This window comes from Rhodococcus sp. SJ-3 (genome assembly GCF_051918125.1).
Lineage (GTDB): Bacteria > Actinomycetota > Actinomycetes > Mycobacteriales > Mycobacteriaceae > Rhodococcus.
Map to the genome: position 1 here is coordinate 935,800 of NZ_CM123306.1, position 20,422 is coordinate 956,221.

At 65.7% G+C, this 20,422-nt stretch carries 19 protein-coding genes; 7 read left to right on the top strand and 12 right to left on the bottom strand.

The features are described 5' to 3' along the window. The first annotated feature begins 14 nt into the window (after positions 1 to 14). Complete coding sequence (locus ACTDXD_RS04275; protein ID WP_440125940.1) at positions 15 to 1,175, top strand: FAD-binding oxidoreductase; 1,161 nt, start codon at positions 15 to 17, stop codon at positions 1,173 to 1,175. A 1-nt stretch (position 1,176) separates the two neighbouring features. Here ACTDXD_RS04275 and ACTDXD_RS04280 read toward each other — a convergent pair whose 3' ends face one another. From ACTDXD_RS04280 to ACTDXD_RS04290, 3 genes are all read right to left on the bottom strand, one after another. After that, on the bottom strand, positions 1,177 to 1,746 hold the full coding sequence (locus ACTDXD_RS04280) for a hypothetical protein (RefSeq protein WP_440125941.1): 570 nt from the start codon (positions 1,744 to 1,746) through the stop codon (positions 1,177 to 1,179). A gap of 162 nt (positions 1,747 to 1,908) precedes the next feature. After that, a complete protein-coding gene (locus ACTDXD_RS04285; RefSeq protein ID WP_440125942.1) occupies positions 1,909 to 3,126 on the bottom strand; it encodes a globin domain-containing protein in 1,218 nt (405 codons plus the stop codon). 485 nt (positions 3,127 to 3,611) lie between these two features. After that, complete coding sequence (locus ACTDXD_RS04290; RefSeq protein WP_440125943.1) at positions 3,612 to 5,183, bottom strand: AMP-binding protein; 1,572 nt, start codon at positions 5,181 to 5,183, stop codon at positions 3,612 to 3,614. Positions 5,184 to 5,392: 209 nt separating this feature from the next. Between ACTDXD_RS04290 and ACTDXD_RS04295 the strand changes: the two genes are divergently transcribed. After that, complete coding sequence (locus tag ACTDXD_RS04295) at positions 5,393 to 6,184, top strand: FAD-binding oxidoreductase (RefSeq protein WP_440127532.1); 792 nt, start codon at positions 5,393 to 5,395, stop codon at positions 6,182 to 6,184. 23 nt (positions 6,185 to 6,207) lie between these two features. Here ACTDXD_RS04295 and ACTDXD_RS04300 read toward each other — a convergent pair whose 3' ends face one another. Next, entirely contained in the window at positions 6,208 to 6,609 is a 402-nt protein-coding gene (locus ACTDXD_RS04300) for a nuclear transport factor 2 family protein (RefSeq protein ID WP_440125944.1), read from the bottom strand. A 10-nt stretch (positions 6,610 to 6,619) separates the two neighbouring features. Further along, positions 6,620 to 8,329 carry a 3-ketosteroid-delta-1-dehydrogenase gene (locus ACTDXD_RS04305; RefSeq protein ID WP_440125945.1) on the bottom strand — a complete coding sequence of 570 codons (1,710 nt, stop codon included), beginning with the start codon at positions 8,327 to 8,329 and terminating at the stop codon, positions 6,620 to 6,622. Between the two features lie 454 nt (positions 8,330 to 8,783). Here ACTDXD_RS04305 and ACTDXD_RS04310 point away from each other — a divergent pair, with 454 nt between their 5' ends. Next, positions 8,784 to 9,938, top strand: a complete 1,155-nt coding sequence (locus ACTDXD_RS04310; RefSeq protein ID WP_440125946.1) for a saccharopine dehydrogenase family protein — start codon at positions 8,784 to 8,786, stop codon at positions 9,936 to 9,938. Positions 9,939 to 10,061: 123 nt separating this feature from the next. Here ACTDXD_RS04310 and ACTDXD_RS04315 read toward each other — a convergent pair whose 3' ends face one another. Both ACTDXD_RS04315 and ACTDXD_RS04320 read right to left on the bottom strand, forming a co-directional pair. Further along, complete coding sequence (locus tag ACTDXD_RS04315; protein ID WP_440125947.1) at positions 10,062 to 10,580, bottom strand: nuclear transport factor 2 family protein; 519 nt, start codon at positions 10,578 to 10,580, stop codon at positions 10,062 to 10,064. Beyond that, a complete protein-coding gene (locus tag ACTDXD_RS04320) occupies positions 10,580 to 10,969 on the bottom strand; it encodes a nuclear transport factor 2 family protein (protein ID WP_440125948.1) in 390 nt (129 codons plus the stop codon). The genes ACTDXD_RS04315 and ACTDXD_RS04320 overlap by 1 nt, the downstream gene beginning before the upstream one ends. Positions 10,970 to 11,133: 164 nt before the next feature. Between ACTDXD_RS04320 and ACTDXD_RS04325 the strand changes: the two genes are divergently transcribed. The 3 genes from ACTDXD_RS04325 to ACTDXD_RS04335 all read left to right on the top strand — a co-directional run bounded on the left by ACTDXD_RS04325 (position 11,134) and on the right by ACTDXD_RS04335 (position 13,331). Then, positions 11,134 to 11,628: a flavin reductase family protein gene (locus tag ACTDXD_RS04325; RefSeq protein ID WP_440125949.1), complete on the top strand. Its 495-nt coding sequence runs from the start codon at positions 11,134 to 11,136 to the stop codon at positions 11,626 to 11,628. A gap of 91 nt (positions 11,629 to 11,719) precedes the next feature. Further along, positions 11,720 to 12,709: an LLM class flavin-dependent oxidoreductase gene (locus ACTDXD_RS04330; RefSeq protein WP_440125950.1), complete on the top strand. Its 990-nt coding sequence runs from the start codon at positions 11,720 to 11,722 to the stop codon at positions 12,707 to 12,709. Positions 12,710 to 12,881: 172 nt separating this feature from the next. Then, the gene (locus ACTDXD_RS04335) at positions 12,882 to 13,331 is read left to right on the top strand and encodes a hypothetical protein (protein WP_440125951.1); all 450 of its coding nucleotides are present in this window, start codon (positions 12,882 to 12,884) and stop codon (positions 13,329 to 13,331) included. Between the two features lie 74 nt (positions 13,332 to 13,405). Here the strand turns inward: ACTDXD_RS04335 and ACTDXD_RS04340 are convergent, their stop codons facing one another. The 5 genes from ACTDXD_RS04340 to dnaK form a co-directional block, all read right to left on the bottom strand. Continuing rightward, on the bottom strand, positions 13,406 to 14,941 hold the full coding sequence (locus ACTDXD_RS04340; protein ID WP_440125952.1) for an FAD-binding protein: 1,536 nt from the start codon (positions 14,939 to 14,941) through the stop codon (positions 13,406 to 13,408). Positions 14,942 to 15,055: 114 nt separating this feature from the next. Further along, complete coding sequence (locus ACTDXD_RS04345; RefSeq protein ID WP_440125953.1) at positions 15,056 to 15,460, bottom strand: heat shock protein transcriptional repressor HspR; 405 nt, start codon at positions 15,458 to 15,460, stop codon at positions 15,056 to 15,058. Then, on the bottom strand, positions 15,457 to 16,632 hold the full coding sequence (gene dnaJ, locus ACTDXD_RS04350; RefSeq protein ID WP_440125954.1) for a molecular chaperone DnaJ: 1,176 nt from the start codon (positions 16,630 to 16,632) through the stop codon (positions 15,457 to 15,459). The genes ACTDXD_RS04345 and dnaJ overlap by 4 nt, the downstream gene beginning before the upstream one ends. 31 nt (positions 16,633 to 16,663) lie before the next feature. Next, on the bottom strand, positions 16,664 to 17,299 hold the full coding sequence (grpE, locus tag ACTDXD_RS04355; protein ID WP_440125955.1) for a nucleotide exchange factor GrpE: 636 nt from the start codon (positions 17,297 to 17,299) through the stop codon (positions 16,664 to 16,666). After that, positions 17,296 to 19,134, bottom strand: a complete 1,839-nt coding sequence (gene dnaK / locus ACTDXD_RS04360) for a molecular chaperone DnaK (RefSeq protein WP_440125956.1) — start codon at positions 19,132 to 19,134, stop codon at positions 17,296 to 17,298. Before dnaK ends, grpE begins: the two co-directional genes overlap by 4 nt. Before the next feature lie 357 nt (positions 19,135 to 19,491). On the opposite strand from dnaK, the gene ACTDXD_RS04365 reads away from it, so the two are divergent. After that, positions 19,492 to 20,403, top strand: a complete 912-nt coding sequence (locus tag ACTDXD_RS04365) for a hypothetical protein (protein WP_440125957.1) — start codon at positions 19,492 to 19,494, stop codon at positions 20,401 to 20,403. The last annotated feature ends 19 nt before the right edge of the window (positions 20,404 to 20,422 follow it).

The window sequence follows — 20,422 nt, forward strand, 5'->3', positions numbered from 1 at the left end:
CGTGGGAGGATGGCGTGGAGGCGTTCGCCATCGCCCGAGTGCAACTCAGCTTCGCATCGATCACCGCAACCCCGACGGGGCCCGAGCGGCTCGCCACGGCGTTCTACACCGCACTCTGGAGCGAGACGTCAGGGACGCGCGAACTGTTCCCCGCCGGCATGGAGAACATGCGGCAGCGGTTCACGACCGCAGTCGGGTGGGCGGTCAACAAACTCACCGACGTGGACGGCCTGGACGCTTTCCTCGGCCAACTGGCCCGTGATCACCGCAAGTACGGAGTCCGACCCGAACACTTCCGCGCCGCCGGCCACGCACTGCTCACCGCGGTGCGCGAATGCACGCCGCTGATCCTGTGGACCGCAGCGCTCGAACGCACGTGGGCCGAAGTCATCGCGCACTTCACCGAGACGATGGCTGTCGCCGCAGCCGAGGACGATCTGCCCGCAGCATGGGGCGCCACCGTCGTCGGCCACGAACGAGTTCTCGCCGACCTCGCGATCATCCGGCTCGAAACCGACACCCCCATCCCATACCACGCGGGCCAGTACATGAGCGTCCAGATTCCGCAACGTCCCCAGATGTGGCGGTACCTGTCCGCAGCGATCCCTCCGAATCCCCAGGGGCAGATCGAATTCCACGTCCGACGCGTCTCGACGGGATGGGTCAGCGGGGGTCTCGTCAGCGAGGTCTCGGTGGGTGATCGTTGGACGATCGGCCCACCGCTCGGAGGCCTGCAGGTCGACCGTGACAGCGGCCAGGACGTGCTCATGATCGCGTCGGGCACCGGCCTCGCGCCGCTCCGCGCCCAGATCATGGAGATGGCGATGTGCGGCACGAATCCGCGCACCCACTTGTTCTACGGCGGGAACTACCCGTGTGATCTCTACGATCTGGAAACGTTGTGGCACATCGCCATGACCAACCCGTGGCTCACGATCACCCCCGTCACCGAGGAGCTGGAGAACCCGTATTGGCATCCGGTCCCCGTACGCGAGACACCGCGGGGTCTGCAGGAACCGATTCAGGGGAAGCTGGGCAAGGTCGTCGCAAGTTTCGGATCGTGGTCCGATCACCAGATCCAGATCGCAGGGTCGCCGTCGATGATCCGCACGACGCTGTACGCCTTGTCTGCCGGGGGCACGCCCCGGCAGAACATCAGCTTCGACCCACTGTAGATCACGCCCGCGAGCTGACAGCGCGCGCGAAGTCCGGGTGCGCGTCGCGCACCACGAGCGCCGAACCATCTTCTGCAAGAGTCACTCCTACGCCACCTCGCCGGTGCTCGATCATCCGCAGCGCGACGTAGAGGGGGATGAAAGACACCGCGAACACCCCGAGCAGCGCGAACCCGTAGGGACGAGGCGCGCCCTGCAGCAGCGCGAAGACCAACCCCAAGAACAGCACCGCAAGCGCGGTGAAGAGTGCGGCGGCAGCGATCTGCCAGCGCAGACGTGCGGTGACACATCGTGCACAGACAGGCCACTCCACTGCCGCCACCTGCACCGTGTAGGCCGCAGCGAGTGCGGATCCCAGGCGGCTGTCACTACCGTCCGGCTGCGACCGATCCGACTTGACCGTCACCCGCACCCGGTCGGATTCCGGGTCTCCGTGTCGCGAGCAGATCGGCGGCACCGGCTCTACCGGCCGCAGTGCGCCTTCTCCACTGAACGCCGATCCGAAGAGAGCCTCGTCCGCGCTCTCCACCGGCACTCGCACTTCCACCCGCTGAGGGTCCCCGTTCGCCATGCGACGCAGTATGTCAGGCGACACCCGCCCTCGACAGATCGGGCATATCGCGCGAAATCTCGGGCCGTCCGCAACCTTCCACCCGTCGTGCGACTTTCCGTTGGTTCACGACCCGAGGAAACCCGTGCGGAATGGGGAAGCTTCCTTCACAAGGCCGACTACTCAGCTCGGCAGCCATTTGTCGGGACCGAACACCTCGTAGTGGATGTCGCGTTCCGAAACGCCGCGTTCGACCAATGTCTCTCTGACAATCTCCATGAAGGGCAACGGACCACACAGATAGACGTGCGTCCCGGGCTTGATCTCGACCTCGCTCAGATCGATCCGGCCGACTCGGGTGGTGCCTGCGGCGGGCCGCACCCCCAGGTTCTCATACCAGTGGTGGAGGCCGGCGCCCGGTAGTCGCTCGACGAGCTCGGACAACTCCCGCCGGTGGGCGTGCCGTGACGGCGCGCGGTCGGCGTGGAGCACGGTGACATATCGGTCCGACTCCGTGCGAGTGAGGTAGTGCAAGAAGCCGATGATCGGAGTACAGCCGATACCCGCGGAGATGAACAGCAGCGGAGCATCCGTGTCGTCGAGCAGGAGATCACCGTACGCCCGCGATACCCTCACCTCGTCGCCATCGAACAGATTGCGGTGCAGATAATTCGACACCTCGCCCTCCGGGACGACGCTTCCGTCCTCCGAGCGGATCTCGGGGATTGCCTTGACCGTGATTCCCCAATACTCGCGCTGCGGCGCGCGGGTCAGGCTGTACTGCCGGATCTGCTGAGCTCCGTCCGGTAATCGCACAGCCACCGAGACGTACTGACCCGGCCGCGCGAACGGCAATGTCGACCCGTCCGGCAACGCCAGTGCGAACGAGACCGTGTCGGGGGACTCCTGAGTCCGCTGCCGGACGACGAGTTGCTGCCACACCTCCCCGGGTTCGACACCGGACTCGCGATACAGTTCGCTCTCCATCGAGACGAGGGCTTTCGCCATGTCCCAGTAGACCTCGTCCCACGCTGCTCCGACCTCCGGCGTGACGGCGTCTCCGAGCACGTCGGCGATCGCCTCGAACAGGTACTTGTGGACGATGTCGTACTGGTCGGCGATGATGCCGAGCGACGCGTGTTTGTTCGCGATGCGCGACAGCAGATCGTGCGGTTCGGCGACGTTCTCCGAGACCAGAAGAGTTGCATATGCAGCTATCGCGCCGGCGAGAGCTCGCTGCTGATCGCCCTGTGCCTGGTTCCCGCGGTTGAACAGATCCCTCTCGAGTTCCGGATGCGCGGCGAACATGCGCCGGTAGAAGACGGGGGTGATATCGCCGATGGCGCCTCCGACGACGGGAAGAGTCGCGCGCACAACCTCAGCGTTCTGTGCAGACAACATGATCCAACGGTAAGCCCGCCACACTCGAGGTGACTCGACTTCGAGCGTTTCACCAGCAGAAACGAGCATGCAGGATGGTTCTCGGCGGCCTGCCGTGCGGCGTGGCCACCGAGAAACCGTCTGGGGACCTCCGGCTCTTCTGCTTACCTACCGACGTCAGCGGTCCACCCATCATGCCGCCGACGAGATCCCGATCGGACAATCCTGTGCAGGACCTACTCAGCGGATCCCGACGAGATCAGTTCCAGGATGACGCCCACGAGCACGTCGGTGAGCAGCGATGCGATGGAACCCATTTCATTCCCCCTCCGATGGTTGACGCCGTGCACCGCTGGTCGATGCACAGCGGTGATTCAGGGTGATTCGAAATCCCCGACCACCGGAAACAATGGTCACTCGAGTCGACGAACTCCGCTTGCCACGTGACCGATCTCACCCCGTCACACCGGGAAAGTCATTTCCTCGCACAACCTTTCGTGCGTTAACTATCGATACGACGCGCGCAGCGTCTTCTTGTCGAGCTTGCCGAGCGGCGTCAGAGGCAGGGCGTCGAGAAAATCCACCGACTTCGGAGCATGCACCGATCCCTTCGCTGCGCGCACCTTCTCGATCAGTTCGCCGGCCGGAACATCCTGCCCGTCGCGCAGCACGACGCACGCCTTCACGGCCTCGCCCCACTTCTGATCGGGGACACCGACAACCGCGACCGATGCGACGGCAGGGTGCGCCGAGATGACGTCCTCGATCTCGCGGGGAAACACATTGAAGCCGCCCGTGACGATCATGTCTTTCTTGCGGTCGACGATGGTGAGGAATCCGTGCTTGTCGGCGCGCGCGACGTCGCCGGTATGCAGCCACCCCCCGCGCAGGGCCTCGGCGGTCTCCTCTGGCTTGTTCCAGTAGCCCTTCATCACGAGCGGTCCCCGCACACAGATCTCCCCGAGTTCACCCTGCGGCACCTCCTGGAGGTCGTCGTCGAGCAGGCGGACATCGAGCCACGGGACCGGCCGGCCACACGACGCGAGGCGGCCGGGATCGTCGGCGAGGTGCTCTTCTTTGCGCAGCACCGCGATGGTCATGCCGCATTCCGACTGACCGTAGAACTGGAAGAACACCTGCCCGAGACGCTCGATGCCGTCACGCAGCCGTGCAGGCGACATCGCGGAGGCCCCGTAGAAGAGGGTCTGCAAGCTGGACAGGTCACGAGTGTCGAAGTCCGGGTGGTCGAGCAGCATGTAGATCATCGTCGGGACGAGCATGGTGGCGTCGATGCGGTGCTTCTCGATCGTCTCGAGGACGAGGCCCGGTTCGAAATAGGGCAATACGTAGAGGCAACCGCCGCGCAGCAGTGTGGGAATGAAGAACGCGGCTCCCGCGTGGGAGAGAGGCGTGCAGATCAGGAAGCGAGGTTGATCCGGCCACTGCCACTCCGACATCTGGATCTGCGGAAGCGCGACACCGGATCGGAACGAGCCCATCACACCCTTGGGCTTTCCGGTGGTACCACCGGTGTAGACCATCGACGACGTGTCCTCGGCATCGACATGCGCCGCGACGAGTCGCTGCTCGGTGAAGGTCTCGGCGAGGGCGAGGATATCGGTGGCGATCTTCGACGGGCCGAGCGAGAACAGATTCTTCAGAGTCGGCACCTGCGCCTTCAGTTCTTCGGCACGCTCCTCGAAGTGCACGGGATCGAAGACGAGGGTCTCGATCTCGGCGTCGGCGGTGATGTAGAGATGGTCGTCGAGTGACCCCATGGGATTGAGGGCGCTGTTACGGCACCCGGCGATCATGGTCGCGCCCATGTTGATGAGAACTTCGGGACGGTTCTTCGACAACACTGCGACCGACGAGCCCTGCCCGACTCCGACCGATGCGAGTGCCTGCTGGTAGCGGCTGATGGCCGCGCGCATCTCCGCGCCCGTGAGGACTACGTCGCCCAGGTGCAGTGCGGGGCGGTCGGCGCTGCGGTCGAGCGCGGTGATGAGCAGATCCGGGTTGTAGACGGGTCGATGCAGGTCGGCGTACTCCCCGGACTCTACGGACTTCTCAGCCATCGGCATCCTTCCGATCGTGGTGGCGGCGTCGGTGCGATGGCCGAGAGGTCGTTATGGCGACCATCACATGCTGCCCGTCACGATAACCGCTCGAGGCCAAAAACTGAAACATGTTCCATTCTGTGACCTGTCCGAATTCTCGCCTAGAGTTCATGGCAGCACCGAGCCCTCCGCACCACCGCGCGCCCACCACCCAAGAGGATTCCCACATGCAGTCGGCCACGTCGCCAGCGTCCGAAACCGAGATCGCCGTGTCGGCGACCGTCGTCGAGCACCACCGCCTCCGACACGATCTCGCCGTCATCCGACTCGAATGCACCGACAGCATGGTGCCGTTCCGTGCGGGCCAGTACGTCGACGTGACGGTTCCCCAACGCCCGAATCTGCCGCGACGCCTGTCCCCCGCGCTGCCACCATCGATGGACGGCAAGCTCGAATTCCACGTCCGTACCGTCCCCGGCGGCTGGGTCAGCGGCGCCATCGTCTCCGACACCCAGCCGGGCGACGTATGGAGCATCACCTCACCCCGCGGCGGGGATCTCCATCTCGACGACACCGGACGTATCGCCATCATGATCGCCGCAGGAACGGGCCTGGCGCCGATGCGCGCATTGATCCTCGACGCGGCCCGACGCGAGAATCCTCCTCGCACGTTCCTGTTCGTCGGCGCGCGGTCTCCCCGCGATCTGTACGCCGCCGACATGCTCTCTCTCATCAGTGAGGCGCTACCGTGGCTGACGGTGGTCCCCGTCGTCGAGTCCGTCGAAGACCCGTCGGTACCCGACCCGTGGCACCAGCGGATCCTCTCCCGCATCGGCGATATCGGCGCCGACCCCGACGAACTGCTCGAGGGCAGCCTCGACGAAATCGTCACGTCCTACGGGGCATTCGGCGATCACCAGGTGCTCGTCTGCGGACCCGGCGCGATGGTGCAGACGACGGTGCAGCGGCTCACCGAGTCGGGTACCCCCATCGAGAACATCCGCTTCGACCCGTACTGATCCTTCGGTCGCGGTGTGATCGGCTACAGGCCGATCACGCTACGATCGCCGAGTTCGCCGCGGATTCGGACGGTACGCGCCGCAAGCCGCCACCCATCAGCAGTGCGACGCCACCGGTCGTCGTAGTCGCCCATGCATTCGTAGGTGGTGCCGGTGAGGTCGCCGATCCCGGTGTGGAACGCCCGGAAACTACTGCGTACCGCGACGTCGCTTCCCGCCTGCTCGATCCGGACGTTGCCGATCAAGTGCTGGGTGGCACCGCACGCGTCGAGGCAATTCCGGACGCGTGCAACAGTTTCCGCAACACCGACAACACCGTACGACTGTGTGTCGTCGGTGAGCGATGCGGCGAGCGTCACCCAGTCCTTGTCATCGAGACAGGTCGCCAACGCGAACAGACTGTCCGCGATGGCGACCCGGTCCATGCCCATCACCTCAGCGAGCGACCTTCGCGTCGGCGGCGTCGTGTGCTGCGATGTAGCCGTACACGAGTCCTTGGCCGATCGTGGCACCTGCACCCGGGTAACGGTTTCCGAACGCGTTGGCGGCGGTGTTGCCGATCGCGTACAGGCCGTCGATTGCGGCGCCGTCCTCACGCAGCACGCGGCCATGCTCGTCTGCGCGCAGACCGCCGCAGGTGCCGAGGTCGCTGAGCGTCATCTTCACGGCGAAGTACGGGCCCTGATCGAGCGGTCGCAGGTTCGGGTTGGGCTCGATCGTCGGATCACCGTAGTAGCGATCGTAAGCGCTCCCGCCACGGGAGAACTCCGAGTCCGTGCCTGCCGCAGCGTCTTCGTTGAACCGGCGGAACTGCTCGGTGAACGCGTCGACGGGTACGCCCATCGATCCTGCAAGCTCGGCCGCCGACGCACCGCTGTGCGCGATACCGGCCTTGAACCACGAGCCCGGAATCGGCTGGCGCGGCATCAGCCCCGCCGCGAACACGTAGCTGTTGCGGTACTTCTGGTCGAACACGATCCACATCGACTCGATCGGATCCCCCGCGCGCTCTCGCTCGAGAACCAACTGCCCGAAAGACATGTAGTCCGACGACTCGTTGGTGAAGCGGCGACCGGTCTGATCGACGATGAACGACCCCGGAAGCGAACGCTCCGCGAGCATCACCAGCGGCGGCCTGCCCTGCTTGGCCGGGGCGACGGCGGGGAACCACCACGCCTGGTCCATGAGGTCGACATCGGCGCCGATCTCCTGCGCGACCTTGATGGCGTCGCCGGTGTTGCCTTCGGCGCCGAGGCTCTCGCCCGCGACGAGCGACTCCGACTGGAACTTGTGACGCCACTCCATGTCGTGATCGAAGCCGCCTGCCGCGAGGACGACACCACGGCGTGCGGTCACCGTCACCTCACGGCCGTTCTGCTCGAGAACCGCACCGGTCACCCGATCGCCGTCCTTGACGAGCCGCACCAGCGAGGTCTCGGTCCACACCGGGATCTTCGCGTTCAGCACACCCGCGAAAAGACCGGCCGCGATCGCCTGACCACCCGCGACGTATTCGCGCTTGAGGGCGAGTCCAGCGACACCCTGCGCGAGGCGACGGAAGATCCGCGAGAAACCCTTGACGGGCATCCTCGCCATCAGGTTCATCCACTTGTAGTCGGCACCCGTGGTGGGCATCGGCAGGCCCGCGTCCATCAGACCGGGACGCAACCGGCCCCGTTCCGCACCCAGCTGGGAAAGATCGAAAGGCTTGCACTCGCAGGTGCGGCCGACCGCAGCACCACCGGGACGCTCCGGATGGTAGTCCGAGTAGCCCTCGGCCCAGAAGAACTTCATCGGCGTGGTGCGCTGCAGCATCGAGACGGTCTCGGCGCCGTTGTCGACGAATGCGTCGCCGCGCTCGACCGGCGCGGTGCCGTCGACCACTGCGCGCACATAGGTGCGGCCGCGCTCTTCCGTGTCGCCGGTGCGTGCTTGCTTCAGGACCGGGTTGGCAGGCATCCAGAACGCACCACCCGATCGGGCCGTGGAGCCACCCACGTACTCGGTCTTCTCGACGATGAGCGACGACAGGCCGCGCTCGTTCGCCGCCAGGGCCGCAGCCATGCCCGTGCCCGCGCCGATCACGAGCAGGTCGACGGTGGTGTCTCGGGCGGGAGTCAGGGGCGGTACGGCGCGTTTCGCCATCGAGAATTCTCCTTGTACCTGATTGTCACAATGTGTTGGGAGACGCTAGGCCAGCCGCTTCACCATCGGAGCGGATGATCCCGGCCACCGGGACACCTCACGGGCCGCATCCCTCGCGTCGATGGCGGCACCCGGATCACAGCGGTGCGCTCCGACCGCGACTTCGCACCGAGCCGACCGAAACCCCGGCGGATTCATACGTCGATGTTGCGGTCCGCACCGACTGGATGCGCGTCGATTCCAGGTTCGAACAATCCTGTTCGTGGTGATGACACCGCACCCCAGCGATATGTAGAGTGCATTCGCGGCAACGTGATCGATGCCATACGCATGGCTGCCACCTGCCGCCTCCGAGCTCCGCGACGAACTCGGAGATGAGTGCAGATCGCATGTCCCGCAGTCGATTCCGGGACGAGCGCCCCTCCACTCAGACAGATCGAGGTACATCGCTTCCATGAAACTCGTCATCCTCAGCGCCGGTTCCATCGCCAGCTCCGTCGCGCGAATTCTCGCGCCGTCCGGCAGCTACGACGAACTCGTCATCGCCGACCTCGACCTCGACAAGGCCAGCGCAGTCGCCGATGAGCTCGGCGCCAAGGCCGAGCAGTTCGACGCAGCGGATCCTGCCAGTATCCGAGAGGTCATCACCGGCGCCGACGTCGTGTTCAACGCGGTCGGCCCGTTCTACCGCTTCGGCATGCCGATCATCCGCGCCGCCGTCGCGTGCGGTGTCGACTACATCGACGTCTGTGACGAATTCGATGTCGCCGAACAGCTCGTCGCTGCCACCGACCTCGACGAGGAAGCCAAGGCTGCAGGGGTGAGTGTCATCTTCGGTATGGGCTATGCACCCGGTATCACCAGCCTCATCGGTCGTTGGGCCGTCGAGTCACTCGACTCGGCGCACAGCGTGGACGTCGCGATGGCGATCCCCTACATGGTCGACATGGGGATGACCATCAACGAGCACATGCTCCACTCGATGTCCGGCGAAGTCGTGCAGTACATCGATGGCGCCATGAAGCGTGTTCCTGCATGGGGCGAGCCGAAGCCGTTCTCGTTCGAGACACCGTTCAACGTCACCGCCCACACCGGCTACATGGGCCACCCCGAGGGCATCACACTCGGAACCTACGTGCCGGGCCTGCGCAACGCGACCGTGCGCTTCACCTGGTTCGAGCAGGAAGGCAACGAGATGTGGCAGCTCTTCGAGAGGCTCGGCCTGACCAACCCGAACAAGCTCGAAGGCCTGCCGATGTCGCCGCGCCAGTACCTTGCCCGCTTTATGACTACCCCTGAAGCGGAGCAGGGTCTCGCCGTCCGGGCGGCCGGCCTGCCTGGAACCGCGATGCAGATCATCGCCGAGGGCGAGATCGGTGGCGAGCCCGCTCGCGCCGTGTTCGAGATCCAGATCATCGACACCGGGTCCGATCCGACGCCGCACGCCGCCGCAACTGCTGTTCGCGAGGTACTCGAGGGTCGAATCACCCGCAAGGGCGTCATGTCACCCGAAGCATGCATCGATCCGGAGCCCTTCGTCCTCGCGGTGCTCGATGCCAGCGGCGTCAAGCTGAGCAAGCGGATCACAACGACCACCACCATCGGCTGACACCCGCGAGCGATCACCCACTTGCGGATACTCGAACTCGTCCGTCCGCGCGGGCAGGGCAGTACACTGCCCTGCCCCGATACCCTGCCCCTGCCCCGATTCGTTTCCGACGACAGTGGGCGGTTATTTTCCTCGATACGAGTAGAACGACGGCGTGTGATCGACCCGCAGCCTCGTAAGATTTCGGTAGCTGATCAACCACGTCCCGTCCACCCTGCGGTATTCCTCGTGGTAGTGACCCCAGCCGTGCAGGTGCTCCTCCACATCGCCGTTGGTCCACCACAGCACGTCCTCCATCGCCCAGATGCCGGTCGCGGTGGTGTCGGAGGTGAGCGTGATCTCGGGGTTGTGGCCGTGGTGGGCCGAGGTGACGGTGACCCCGCCGTCGAGGAATTGCTGGATCATGTTCTTGAGCGGCTCGCGGCCCACGACCGCGCCGGGACGCTCTGCGGGCGGCAGGTGACTGTGGTCGCCGCCTTCGAGGCGGAACGTCTCACTGACGACGTCCTCGGTGTGCAGCGTCGGGTAGAGCTCCCACTGTTTGTTGTCCATCACCCGGAGCCGAGCGGCGAACACCCGCTTGATCTCCTCGATGGCCATCGCCTGCTCGGCCGCGGTGAGTGTCAGTTCTGTGCCGGGCATCAGAGTTGACGCATGTCGTCGGCAGACCAGAACGCGCGCATCGAGGTGATGCGGCCCTGCTCGTCGAAGGTCATGACGTCGATCGGCTCGACCTCGTAGGTGGCCTCGCCCATCGGGGTGGTGACCCGGAAGTGGAAGGCGGCGCTCGACCCGCTGATCTTCACAGCGAGCAGTTCGGTCTTCTGCGACGTGCCGTCGAGTGCGCTGTAGAACTTCGTGATCGCCTCACGTCCGACCTTCGGCTCGGAGCCGACCGGATCCTCGAGGGTCGCGTCGTCGGCGTACAGTGCGGCGATCGTCGCCGACGTACCGGACTCGAGTGCGGCCATGTATCCGGTGATGGTGGCGCGGACAGTATCCGCAGACGGAATGCTCTCGGTTGTTGACATGTGCGCGACGCTACGGCGGCCGGATCTCCGCGCGGATACAGTTTCCCGTTGAGCGAGAGGCCGGTATTTCACGCCGTGTCCGACCACTGATCGGGAGCCCCATCCACGCTTGTCGATCGAGTACCGGACACTGGAGGAACGACGATCTCGGAACGGAGCTGAGTATGACCGCGGAACATGCAGTGCTGGATCCACGCACGATGCGCGATGTGATGGGAAATTTCTGCACGGGAGTCACCGTGATCACTGCCCTCGACGGTGACGAGCCGCTGGGCTTCGCGTGCCAGTCCTTCACGTCGGTGTCGCTGGAACCACCGCTGGTGTCGTTCTGCCCGGCTCGCACCTCGACGACCTGGCCCCGGATCCGTGAGGTCGGCACACTCGCCATCAACGTGCTCGCCGAGAGCCAGCGCACGCTGTGCGGGGCGTTCGCGACGAGCGGCGGAAACAAGTTCCGCGGTGTCCGCTGGTCTCCGGGTGACAACGGTGCGCCCGCCATCGACGGTGCCCTCGCTCGCGTGGAGGCCGTCGTCGAATCTGAACACGACGCAGGCGACCACACCATCGTCGTCGCCCGCGTCACCGGATTGACCACCCTGGATCCGAACAGCCCGCTGCTGTTCTACCGCGGCAATTACGGCACATTCGAGCACATGTGACACACGAGGCGGAATAGCGGTCGTCGGGAACGGGTTGCACCGAAGGTGTGCCCGGCGGCCGGTGCCGGGCCCCGACGCGAAGGATCTCTCGGTGACCGTTCCCCTCTCCATTCTCGATCTGGCACACATCGGCAAGGGCGAAACTGCACGCGACAGTTTCGAGGCCAGCGTGAGGATGGCCCAGCTCGCGGAGAAGTGGGGCTACCGCCGGATCTGGTACGCGGAGCACCACAACATGCCGACGATCGCGTCGTCGGCGACCAGTGTGCTGATCGCGCACGTCGCCGCGCACACCTCGACGATCCGGCTCGGCGCGGGCGGCATCATGCTCCCCAACCATTCGCCGCTCACCATCGCCGAACAGTTCGGCACCCTCGAAACACTGCACCCGGGTCGTATCGACCTCGGTCTCGGTCGCGCACCCGGCAGCGACCAGAAGACCATGCGCGCGCTGCGCCGCGACCCGTCGTCGGCGGACAGCTTCCCGCAGGACGTGCTCGAACTTCAAGCGTATCTACGTGGTGATTCCCGCATCCCCGGCGTCGACGCGATCCCAGGTAAGGGCACCGACGTGCCGCTCTACATTCTCGGATCGTCCCTGTTCGGCGCGAAGCTCGCGGCGCTCCTCGGGTTGCCGTATGCGTTCGCGTCGCACTTCGCGCCGCAGGCCCTCGAAGAGGCGGTGCAGCTGTACCGCAGCGAGTACCAGCCGTCCGAACAGCACCCGGAGCCGCACGTCATCGCCGGTGTCGGTGTGATCGCAGCCGACAGCACCGCCGAGGCCGTCGACATGTTCGAGAAGGCCAAGCGTCAGCGCGTCGTGCAGATGGTCGGGCGCGGCCGCACCTTCACCGAGGAAGAGATCGACATGCTCCTCGACTCCCCCGCCGGGATGCAGGTGCTCACGATGCTTCGGTACACCGCCGTCGGCACCCCCGACGAGGTGCGCACGTATCTGGACGCGTTCACCGAGCGCGCGCAGGCGGACGAGTTGATCGTCGTGTCGACGGCGCCGGGTCGCGAAGCGTGGCTGCGGTCGCTCGAACTGGTTGCACAGGTCAGCGGACTGGTTCCTGCCTGACGATTGACCGAACGTCACCTTCATGCACCTCGAGTAGCCGAGGGTGACATTCGGCCGTCGGGGCCGGGCACGGGAAACGGGAAAGGAATCTCCCCGCGAAACGTACTCGCGGGTACACTTTGTCGGCCGGCCGGTCGCCGGCCGCAGGCACCCCGACAACCGCAGGAGCACAATGAAACTTCGCACCCGCGTCCTTGCCGTAGCCGTTTTCGCCACCGCGACCCTCACCGCGCCCGCGACCGCGGGTGCCGATGGACTTCCCGACGACGGTCCCACCATCGTCATGACCGTCACGAACACCAGTGACGCGCCGATGATCTACTCCGGCGACAGCAACGAGTACGGGCGGTGGGTCGACAAACCCGCCACGGTGATTGCAGCACATGCGACCGAGACGATCAGTGCTGTCGCTACGGACCGGCGCGGGCTCGGAATCCAGGTGACCTACACGATGCCGGGCGACGGGCACGTGACCTTGATGTCGAGCAACTACGGCACCGGCCCTGCGAACGCCGACGGAACGCGGATCGATGGCGGCAACCAGCACGGCTATTCCATCTCGTCGCACGTCGGCACGGGCTTCCCATTCATGAAGGTGGCATACACGGTCGCCCGGCCCTGAAACGACACCGGCCGAACGTCACTCCCCCTGTGAGGTGAGTGACGTTCGGCCGCTTGATGCTCGGTCGGCGCCCGTCAGCGGGTCGCAGCATCCTTCACGGCCAGATGCGCGAACAGCGCGCTCGCGCCGATCGGGTTGCCACCGCCGGGGTAGACGGTGCCGCTGGGCGCCGCCATCGTGTTTCCTGCCGCGTACAGCCCGGTGATCGGGTTGCCCGCGGTGTCGAGGACACGGCCGACCGTGTCGGTCTTCAGGCCGCCCTTGGTGCCCAGATCGGAGATCCCGAACTGCGCGGCATGGAAGGGCCCCTTCTCGATCGGCACCAGCGCCGAACCGCCACCGGTGAACGCGAGGTCGTACGCCTCGTCACCGCGACCGAAGTCCTCGTCGACGCCCTTTGCGGTGAGCTCGTTGAACCGTGTGACGGTCGCCTCCAGCGCCTCGGCGGGAACGCCGATCTGCTCGGCGAGCCCGGCGAGCGTGTCGGCGGACTTCCACAGGCCCTTCTCGACGTACTCCTCGGTGTCCGAGAACGGAACGTTCGTCGCGGCGATCGGCGGCACCGCACCGGCACGGTCGTCGTAGATCATCCAGAACGGAAGGGTCATCTCACCGGCTTCCATGCGGGCGATGACCTCACGGCCGAGCCGGTCGTAGGGCGCGTACTCGTTCGTGAACCGCTTTCCGTCCTGATCGACGAAGATGCCGCCCGTGAAGCACAACGCGAACGCGGATCGGCCGTCCGGATGTGTCAGGCCCGGTGACCACCACGCCTCGCCCATCAGGTCGACGTCGGCGCCCGCAGCAATACCGGCCTGGTGCGCCTTGCCGAGGTTCGACCAGGGCCCCATCGAATCCTGCGCGGCCCCCGGAACCCCGTACTTCGCCCGCATCTCGTCGTTCTGATCGAAGCCGCCGGCCGCGAGAACGACGCCCTTGCGGGCGCGGATCGCGCGGCGCGAGTCTCCGTTCGAGACGATCGCACCCACCACGACGCCGTCTTCGACGACGAGCTCTTCGAGCGGGGTGTTGCGGTACAAGGACACGTTCGGGTATTTGCGCAGCGCAATGAGGAATCGGCCGATGAGAGCGCGTCCGCCGATCAGTACGTCCGGCAGCGCGTCCCCGTTGCGTTCACGTCCCAGCGGACCGCGGATGGACTCGTTGAGTTCCGGATCGTCCGCGATCGGTCGCGGCTTGGGGGCGATGTGGCGTCCCTCGGCGCGGGCCTTGGGAGCTTTGCCGAAGTAGTCGGGCCACGGGTACGCCATGAACTCGATTTCGTCGTCCGACTCGAGGTAGTCGATCAGCGGCGCGCCGCCGCGCACGTAGGCATCCTGCAGCTCACGGGGGGTGCGGTCGCCGACGACGGCATGGTAGTAGGTGAGCGCGTCGTCGATGGTGTCGTCGTCGCCGGCGCGCTTCAGGACGGCGTTGGTGGGGAACCAGACGCCTCCGCCCCCGGAGTAAGCGGTGGTTCCGCCGAAGTACTCGGATGCCTCGACGAGGGTGACCGACAGACCTTCACGCGCTGCCGTGTAGGCGCCGCAGCACCCTCCGGCTCCCGATCCGACGACGAGTACGTCGGTTTCTTCCGCCCAATCCACCATGCTTGATGCCTTCCGCTGATCGGTCCTGTGGAACACGCCACAGTGTGCCCGTGTGGAGGGCTTTCCGGTCGTGGGATTCCGCTGATCGGGAGGCTGACGTGGCAGCGGATACGGTCAGGAGTCGCGCTGTCCGCGCGGCTTCCACACCACCAGTGCATTGCTGCGCGGGATGGGAACAAGATCGCGCCGGGCGGAACGCAAGCGGGCGATCTCCACCGACATCTCCGATACCCGTTGCTGCAGGGCTTCGACCTGGTTGGTCAGCTCGATGATCCGCTTGATGCCTGCGAGGCTGACACCCTCGTCCTGCGAGAGTCGCTGCACTTCACGAAGCAGTTCGACGTCGCGCGGCGAATACCGGCGACCGCCACCGCTGGTGCGGTGTGGGGTCACCAATCCGAGCCGGTCGTAGTTTCGCAGGGTCTGCGCATGCATCCCTGCGAGTTCGGCCGCGACCGAGATGACATAGACACGTGCATCCGGGTCGGGCGGGTTACGGAAACCTGGTGTCTCGCTCATCGTGCACCTGCCCATCCTTCACGCGGATCGAATCCACCGGCCTCTTCGGCCTGAAGATATGTGCGCAGCGCCTCGGTCGCCTTGTCGTCGAGGTTCTGCGGGATGGCCACTTTGAGGGTCACCAGCAGATCGCCCGAGCCGCCGCCGCGCTTCGCGACACCACGGCCGCGGACACGCATGACCCGACCGTCAGCGGTGCCCGGCGGAATCTTCAGCCCGACACGACCTTCCAGCGTCGGTACCGATACGGTGCCGCCCAACACGAGTTCGCCGTAGCTGACCGGCAGCACGAGGGTCAGGTCGTCGCCTTCGCGACCGAACACCTTGTCGGAGCGCACATGCACCGTCACGAACAGGTCTCCCGACGGCGCGCCGCGCAGTCCGGCCTCGCCCTGCCCGGCGAGACGGATCTTGGATCCGTCCTTCACGCCCGCGGGAACGCGGACGGTGATCGTCCGTGTGCGGTTCTGCACGCCGGATCCGTGGCAGTCGTGGCACGGATTGTCGATGATCGAGCCGCTGCCGCGGCAGTCGTCGCACGGCTCCGAGAAACCGAATGCGCCCTGGTTGCGCGAGACGATGCCACTTCCGTTGCAGCGCGGGCAGACACGCGGGCTCGTGCCCGGTTCGGCGCCGCTACCGTGACACGTGGTGCACGGCGCGGGGCTGGTCATGCGCAGCGGAACGGTGACGCCGAGCACGGCGTCACGGAAGTCGAGGGTGGTCTCGGTCTCGACATCGCTTCCGCGGCGCGGACGCGATCGGGTTGCCCCGCCTGCGCCTCCGCCGCGATTGAACATGCCTCCGAAGAGATCGCCGAGCCCACCGTCGCCTGCCGCACCTCCCCCGAACAGGTCGCCGAGGTCGAAGGTGCTGCTCCCGGAGAATCCACCGCCGCCTGGCTGGAAGCCGCCGCCACCGGGGAAGCCTCCCGAGGCGTACAGGCGACGGGTTTCGTCGTATTCCTTGCGTTTGGCAGGGTCGGACAGCACGGCATTGGCTTCGCTGACCGCCTTGAAACGCTCCTCGGCGGCGGAGTCACCGGGGTTGGCGTCGGGATGTAGGTCCCGTGCCAGCTTGCGGTAGGCCTTCTTGATCTCGTCGGCCGATGCGGACGAGGAAACGCCCAGATCCTTGTAGAAGTCCTTCTCGATCCACTCCCGTTGGCTCACTGGGCGCCTCCTCCTTCCGCTGTTGTTGTTCTTACTCTGCGCCGGACTCGTCCGACGACTTGTCCTGCGGTGTGTCCGACGGATCTCCATCGGTCACCGTCACCATCGCGTGTCGCAGGATCCGCTCGTTGTAGCGGTACCCCTTGCGCAGGACTGTCCCGAGAACGGGATGGTTTCCGTCGCCCTCCATCTGAACGGCTTCGTGGAGTTCAGGGTCGAAGGCGTCGCCCTCGACTCCGAATCCGGCCAGCCCGAGCGAGTCGAACACCGTGGTCAACTTGTCGGACATGGCCTTGAGCGGGCCCGACTCGAGATCTCCGTGTGCTCGCGCACGGTCGAGATCGTCGAGCACGTCGAGGAACTTCGCCGCGACCGAGGCCTTGGCTTCCTCCACCGCTGCCGTGCGCTGTGCGTCGGACCGACGCCGGTAGTTGGCGTACTCGGCCGTGACACGCTGCAGATCCGCAGTGCGCTCGGCGAGTTCGTCCGATGCCGGAGTCTCCACCGGCGCCTCGGTGGACGCTTCTGTGTCGCCCTCCGAGCCGGGAGCCGACTCGACCACATCGCCTTCGAGAGGCTCGGAATCACGAACCTCGAAGGTCTCGGGGTCGATCCGCCGCTTGTCGGTGACGGTGACCGGTTCCTGCTCGGGGGTACTCGACGTCACTTCTTCTCCGTGTCGTTGGGCTCGTCGACGACCTCGGCGTCGACGACATCGTCGGCTCCGGCGGCTGCACCGTCACCGGCTGCGCCTTCTGCGCCCTGCGCCTCGTAGATGGCCTGGCCGAGAGCCTGCGACTCGGTCGCGAGCTTTTCGACGGCAGCCTTCACCGCGGCGATGTCGGAACCGGCGAGCGCGTCGTTGGCTTCCTTGATGGCAGCCTCGACCTTCTCCTTGACGTCGGCAGGCACCTTCTCCTCGTTGTCCTTGATGAACTTCTCGGTCTGGTGCACGAGCGACTCGGCCTGGTTGCGAACCTCGGCCTCCTCGCGACGGGTCTTGTCTTCCTCGGCGTGAGCCTCGGCGTCCTTGACCATCCGGTCGATCTCCTCCTGGGACAGGCCGGAGCCGTCCTGGATCTTGATCGTGTTCTCCTTGCCGGTGCCCTTGTCGCGGGCGGTGACGTGCACGATGCCGTTGGCGTCGATGTCGAAGGTCACCTCGATCTGCGGCACACCGCGCGGAGCCGGCGCGATACCGCCGAGCTCGAACGAGCCGAGCAGCTTGTTGTGCGCTGCGATCTCGCGCTCACCCTGGAAGACCTGGATCTGCACGGACGGCTGATTGTCGTCGGCCGTGGTGAAGGTCTCCGACCGCTTGGTCGGGATCGTGGTGTTGCGTTCGATGAGCTTGGTCATCACGCCGCCCTTGGTCTCGATACCCAGCGACAGCGGGGTGACGTCGAGCAGCAGGACGTCCTTGACCTCACCCTTGAGGACGCCGGCCTGCAGGGCAGCGCCCACGGCCACGACCTCGTCGGGGTTGACACCCTTGTTGGGCTCGCGGCCACCGGTGAGCTCGCGCACCAGGTCGGTGACTGCGGGCATACGGGTGGAACCACCGACGAGCACGACGTGGTCGATGTCGCCGACAGCGATACCTGCATCCTTGACGACCTGCTGAAACGGCGCGCGGGTGCGCTCGAGGAGATCGTTGGTGATCTTCTGGAACTCCGAGCGGGTCAGCTGCTCGTCGAGGAAGAGCGGGTTCTTGTCTGCGTCGACCGTGATGTACGGCAGGTTGATGGACGTCGACTGCGAGCTCGACAGCTCGATCTTCGCCTTCTCCGCAGCCTCACGCAGACGCTGCAGGGCCATCTTGTCCTTGGTCAGGTCGACGCCGTGCTGCGACTTGAACTTGTCGACGAGCCACGTCACGACGCGTTCGTCCCAGTCGTCGCCACCGAGGTGGTTGTCGCCGGAGGTGGCGCGCACCTCGACGACGCCGTCGCCGATCTCCAGGAGGGACACGTCGAACGTGCCGCCGCCGAGGTCGAAGACGAGGATGGTCTGTTCCTTCTCGCCTTTGTCGAGACCGTAGGCAAGCGCGGCCGCGGTGGGCTCGTTGACGATGCGCAGGACGTTGAGGCCTGCGATGGTGCCGGCTTCCTTCGTCGCCTGACGCTGCGAGTCGTTGAAGTACGCGGGCACGGTGATGACCGCGTCGGTGATGTCCTCACCCAGGTACGCCTCGGCGTCGCGCTTGAGCTTCATCAGCGTGCGAGCGCTGATCTCCTGCGAGGTGTACTTCTTGTCGTCGATCGCGACGGTCCAGTCGGTGCCGATGTGGCGCTTGACCGAGCGGATCGTGCGGTCGACGTTGGTGACCGCCTGGTTCTTGGCGGGCTGGCCCACCAGAACTTCGCCGTTCTTGGCGAACGCAACAACCGACGGGGTGGTGCGTGAACCTTCAGCGTTGGCGACCACGACCGGTTCGCCGCCCTCCAGAACGGAGACGACCGAGTTGGTGGTCCCGAGGTCGATACCGACCGCACGAGCCATGATTTCCTCCAAATGCTTTCGAGATGTTCCTTGCTCAACCTGAGCCTGTCCGACTCACACTGAGCGCGGTCGACTCGACTTTGCACCTGTCGGCATCTGCCTGTCAAGCAAGTTGAGTCATATGCGCTCAAGTTGTCTGATGGGTCCAACGGCAAGTAACGAGAATATGTTCCGGATGTGATGCACATCACTCTTGCTTACGGGACATGCGGACAAATACACCATTCCCGACGCGCGGTATCTGTCCGGAGGCGTTGCAATCGTGGTTGTCCACAGGCGACCGCGTTGTCCACAGATCCAGCCCTCCGGCCCCGGATTCGCCCTATCTCGTCGTAGGGGGTCGCGACGCTGACAGGCATGACCGAACCACCCCTGAAACGCCGATCCGATCTGCTTGCCTCCGGCACCACCGCCGACGAGATCCGACACGCGCTGCGCAACGGATCGCTGAAGCGCATCGCACGCGGAATCTATGTCGACGCCGCCACCGACCTCGACCCCCTCGCCGGGCACCGTGCCCGCCTGACGGCCCTCCGAGGCACCTTCTCCGACGACGAAGCGATCAGCCACGTCTCGGCTGCCGTCCTGCACGGATTCGACCTGTGGGGCGTCGATCCGAGGTGCGTCCACCTCACCCGCGACCGCGCCTCCGGCGGTAGCCGACGCGAGACCCGGCACATCCACACGGCGTCATTACGGCCCGAGGAGATCTGCCACGTCGAAGGCCTGCCCGTCACCTCCGTCGCTCGCACGATCGTCGACCTGGCGCGCGCACTACCCGTCGACCAGGCGGTGATCGCCGGAGACTCCGCGTTGCGGATGCACCCGAACGTCGCCCTGTTGTTACCCGAGATGCTTGCGGCAGGACGGGCGCGCCAAGGGATCGCGAAGGCACGTCGAACAGTGGAGTTCCTCGACGGCCGCAGCGAGAGCCCCGGCGAATCGCTGAGTCGGCTCCGGATCCACACCGCAGGACTCCCCGCTCCCGTACTTCAGCACGAACTCCGAACCGATTCCGGAGTGTTCGTCGCCCGACCCGATTTCTTCTGGGAAGACCCCGGCGTGGTCGGTGAATTCGACGGACGCGGAAAGTACGGCTCCGACGAGCCCGGCGCGACCGCTGACACCATCCATCGCGAGAAACTTCGAGAGGACACGATCCGAGCACTCGGCTACGAGGTCGTGCGATGGACGTGGCGAGAGCTGTTCGAGTTCGACGCGGTGCGCGCACGTCTGCTCGACGCAGCAGGCAGGGCACGTCGACGGTGATCACCACAGCAACGGACAG

Excerpts from the sequence above, each read along its gene's own strand:
- ACTDXD_RS04290 (WP_440125943.1), bottom strand. The coding sequence starts at position 5,183 with ATGGCTGAGAAGTCCGTAGAGTCCGGGGAGTACGCCGACCTGCATCGA.
- ACTDXD_RS04365 (WP_440125957.1), top strand. The coding sequence starts at position 19,492 with ATGACCGAACCACCCCTGAAACGCCGATCCGATCTGCTTGCCTCCGGC.
- dnaK (WP_440125956.1), bottom strand. The coding sequence starts at position 19,134 with ATGGCTCGTGCGGTCGGTATCGACCTCGGGACCACCAACTCGGTCGTC.
- ACTDXD_RS04335 (WP_440125951.1), top strand. The coding sequence starts at position 12,882 with ATGAAACTTCGCACCCGCGTCCTTGCCGTAGCCGTTTTCGCCACCGCG.
- ACTDXD_RS04305 (WP_440125945.1), bottom strand. The coding sequence starts at position 8,329 with ATGGCGAAACGCGCCGTACCGCCCCTGACTCCCGCCCGAGACACCACC.
- ACTDXD_RS04345 (WP_440125953.1), bottom strand. The coding sequence starts at position 15,460 with ATGAGCGAGACACCAGGTTTCCGTAACCCGCCCGACCCGGATGCACGT.
- ACTDXD_RS04300 (WP_440125944.1), bottom strand. The coding sequence starts at position 6,609 with ATGGACCGGGTCGCCATCGCGGACAGTCTGTTCGCGTTGGCGACCTGT.
- ACTDXD_RS04325 (WP_440125949.1), top strand. The coding sequence starts at position 11,134 with ATGACCGCGGAACATGCAGTGCTGGATCCACGCACGATGCGCGATGTG.
- ACTDXD_RS04280 (WP_440125941.1), bottom strand. The coding sequence starts at position 1,746 with ATGGCGAACGGGGACCCTCAGCGGGTGGAAGTGCGAGTGCCGGTGGAG.
- ACTDXD_RS04320 (WP_440125948.1), bottom strand. The coding sequence starts at position 10,969 with ATGTCAACAACCGAGAGCATTCCGTCTGCGGATACTGTCCGCGCCACC.
- ACTDXD_RS04295 (WP_440127532.1), top strand. The coding sequence starts at position 5,393 with ATGCAGTCGGCCACGTCGCCAGCGTCCGAAACCGAGATCGCCGTGTCG.
- ACTDXD_RS04310 (WP_440125946.1), top strand. The coding sequence starts at position 8,784 with ATGAAACTCGTCATCCTCAGCGCCGGTTCCATCGCCAGCTCCGTCGCG.
- ACTDXD_RS04340 (WP_440125952.1), bottom strand. The coding sequence starts at position 14,941 with ATGGTGGATTGGGCGGAAGAAACCGACGTACTCGTCGTCGGATCGGGA.
- ACTDXD_RS04315 (WP_440125947.1), bottom strand. The coding sequence starts at position 10,580 with ATGCCCGGCACAGAACTGACACTCACCGCGGCCGAGCAGGCGATGGCC.
- ACTDXD_RS04285 (WP_440125942.1), bottom strand. The coding sequence starts at position 3,126 with ATGTTGTCTGCACAGAACGCTGAGGTTGTGCGCGCGACTCTTCCCGTC.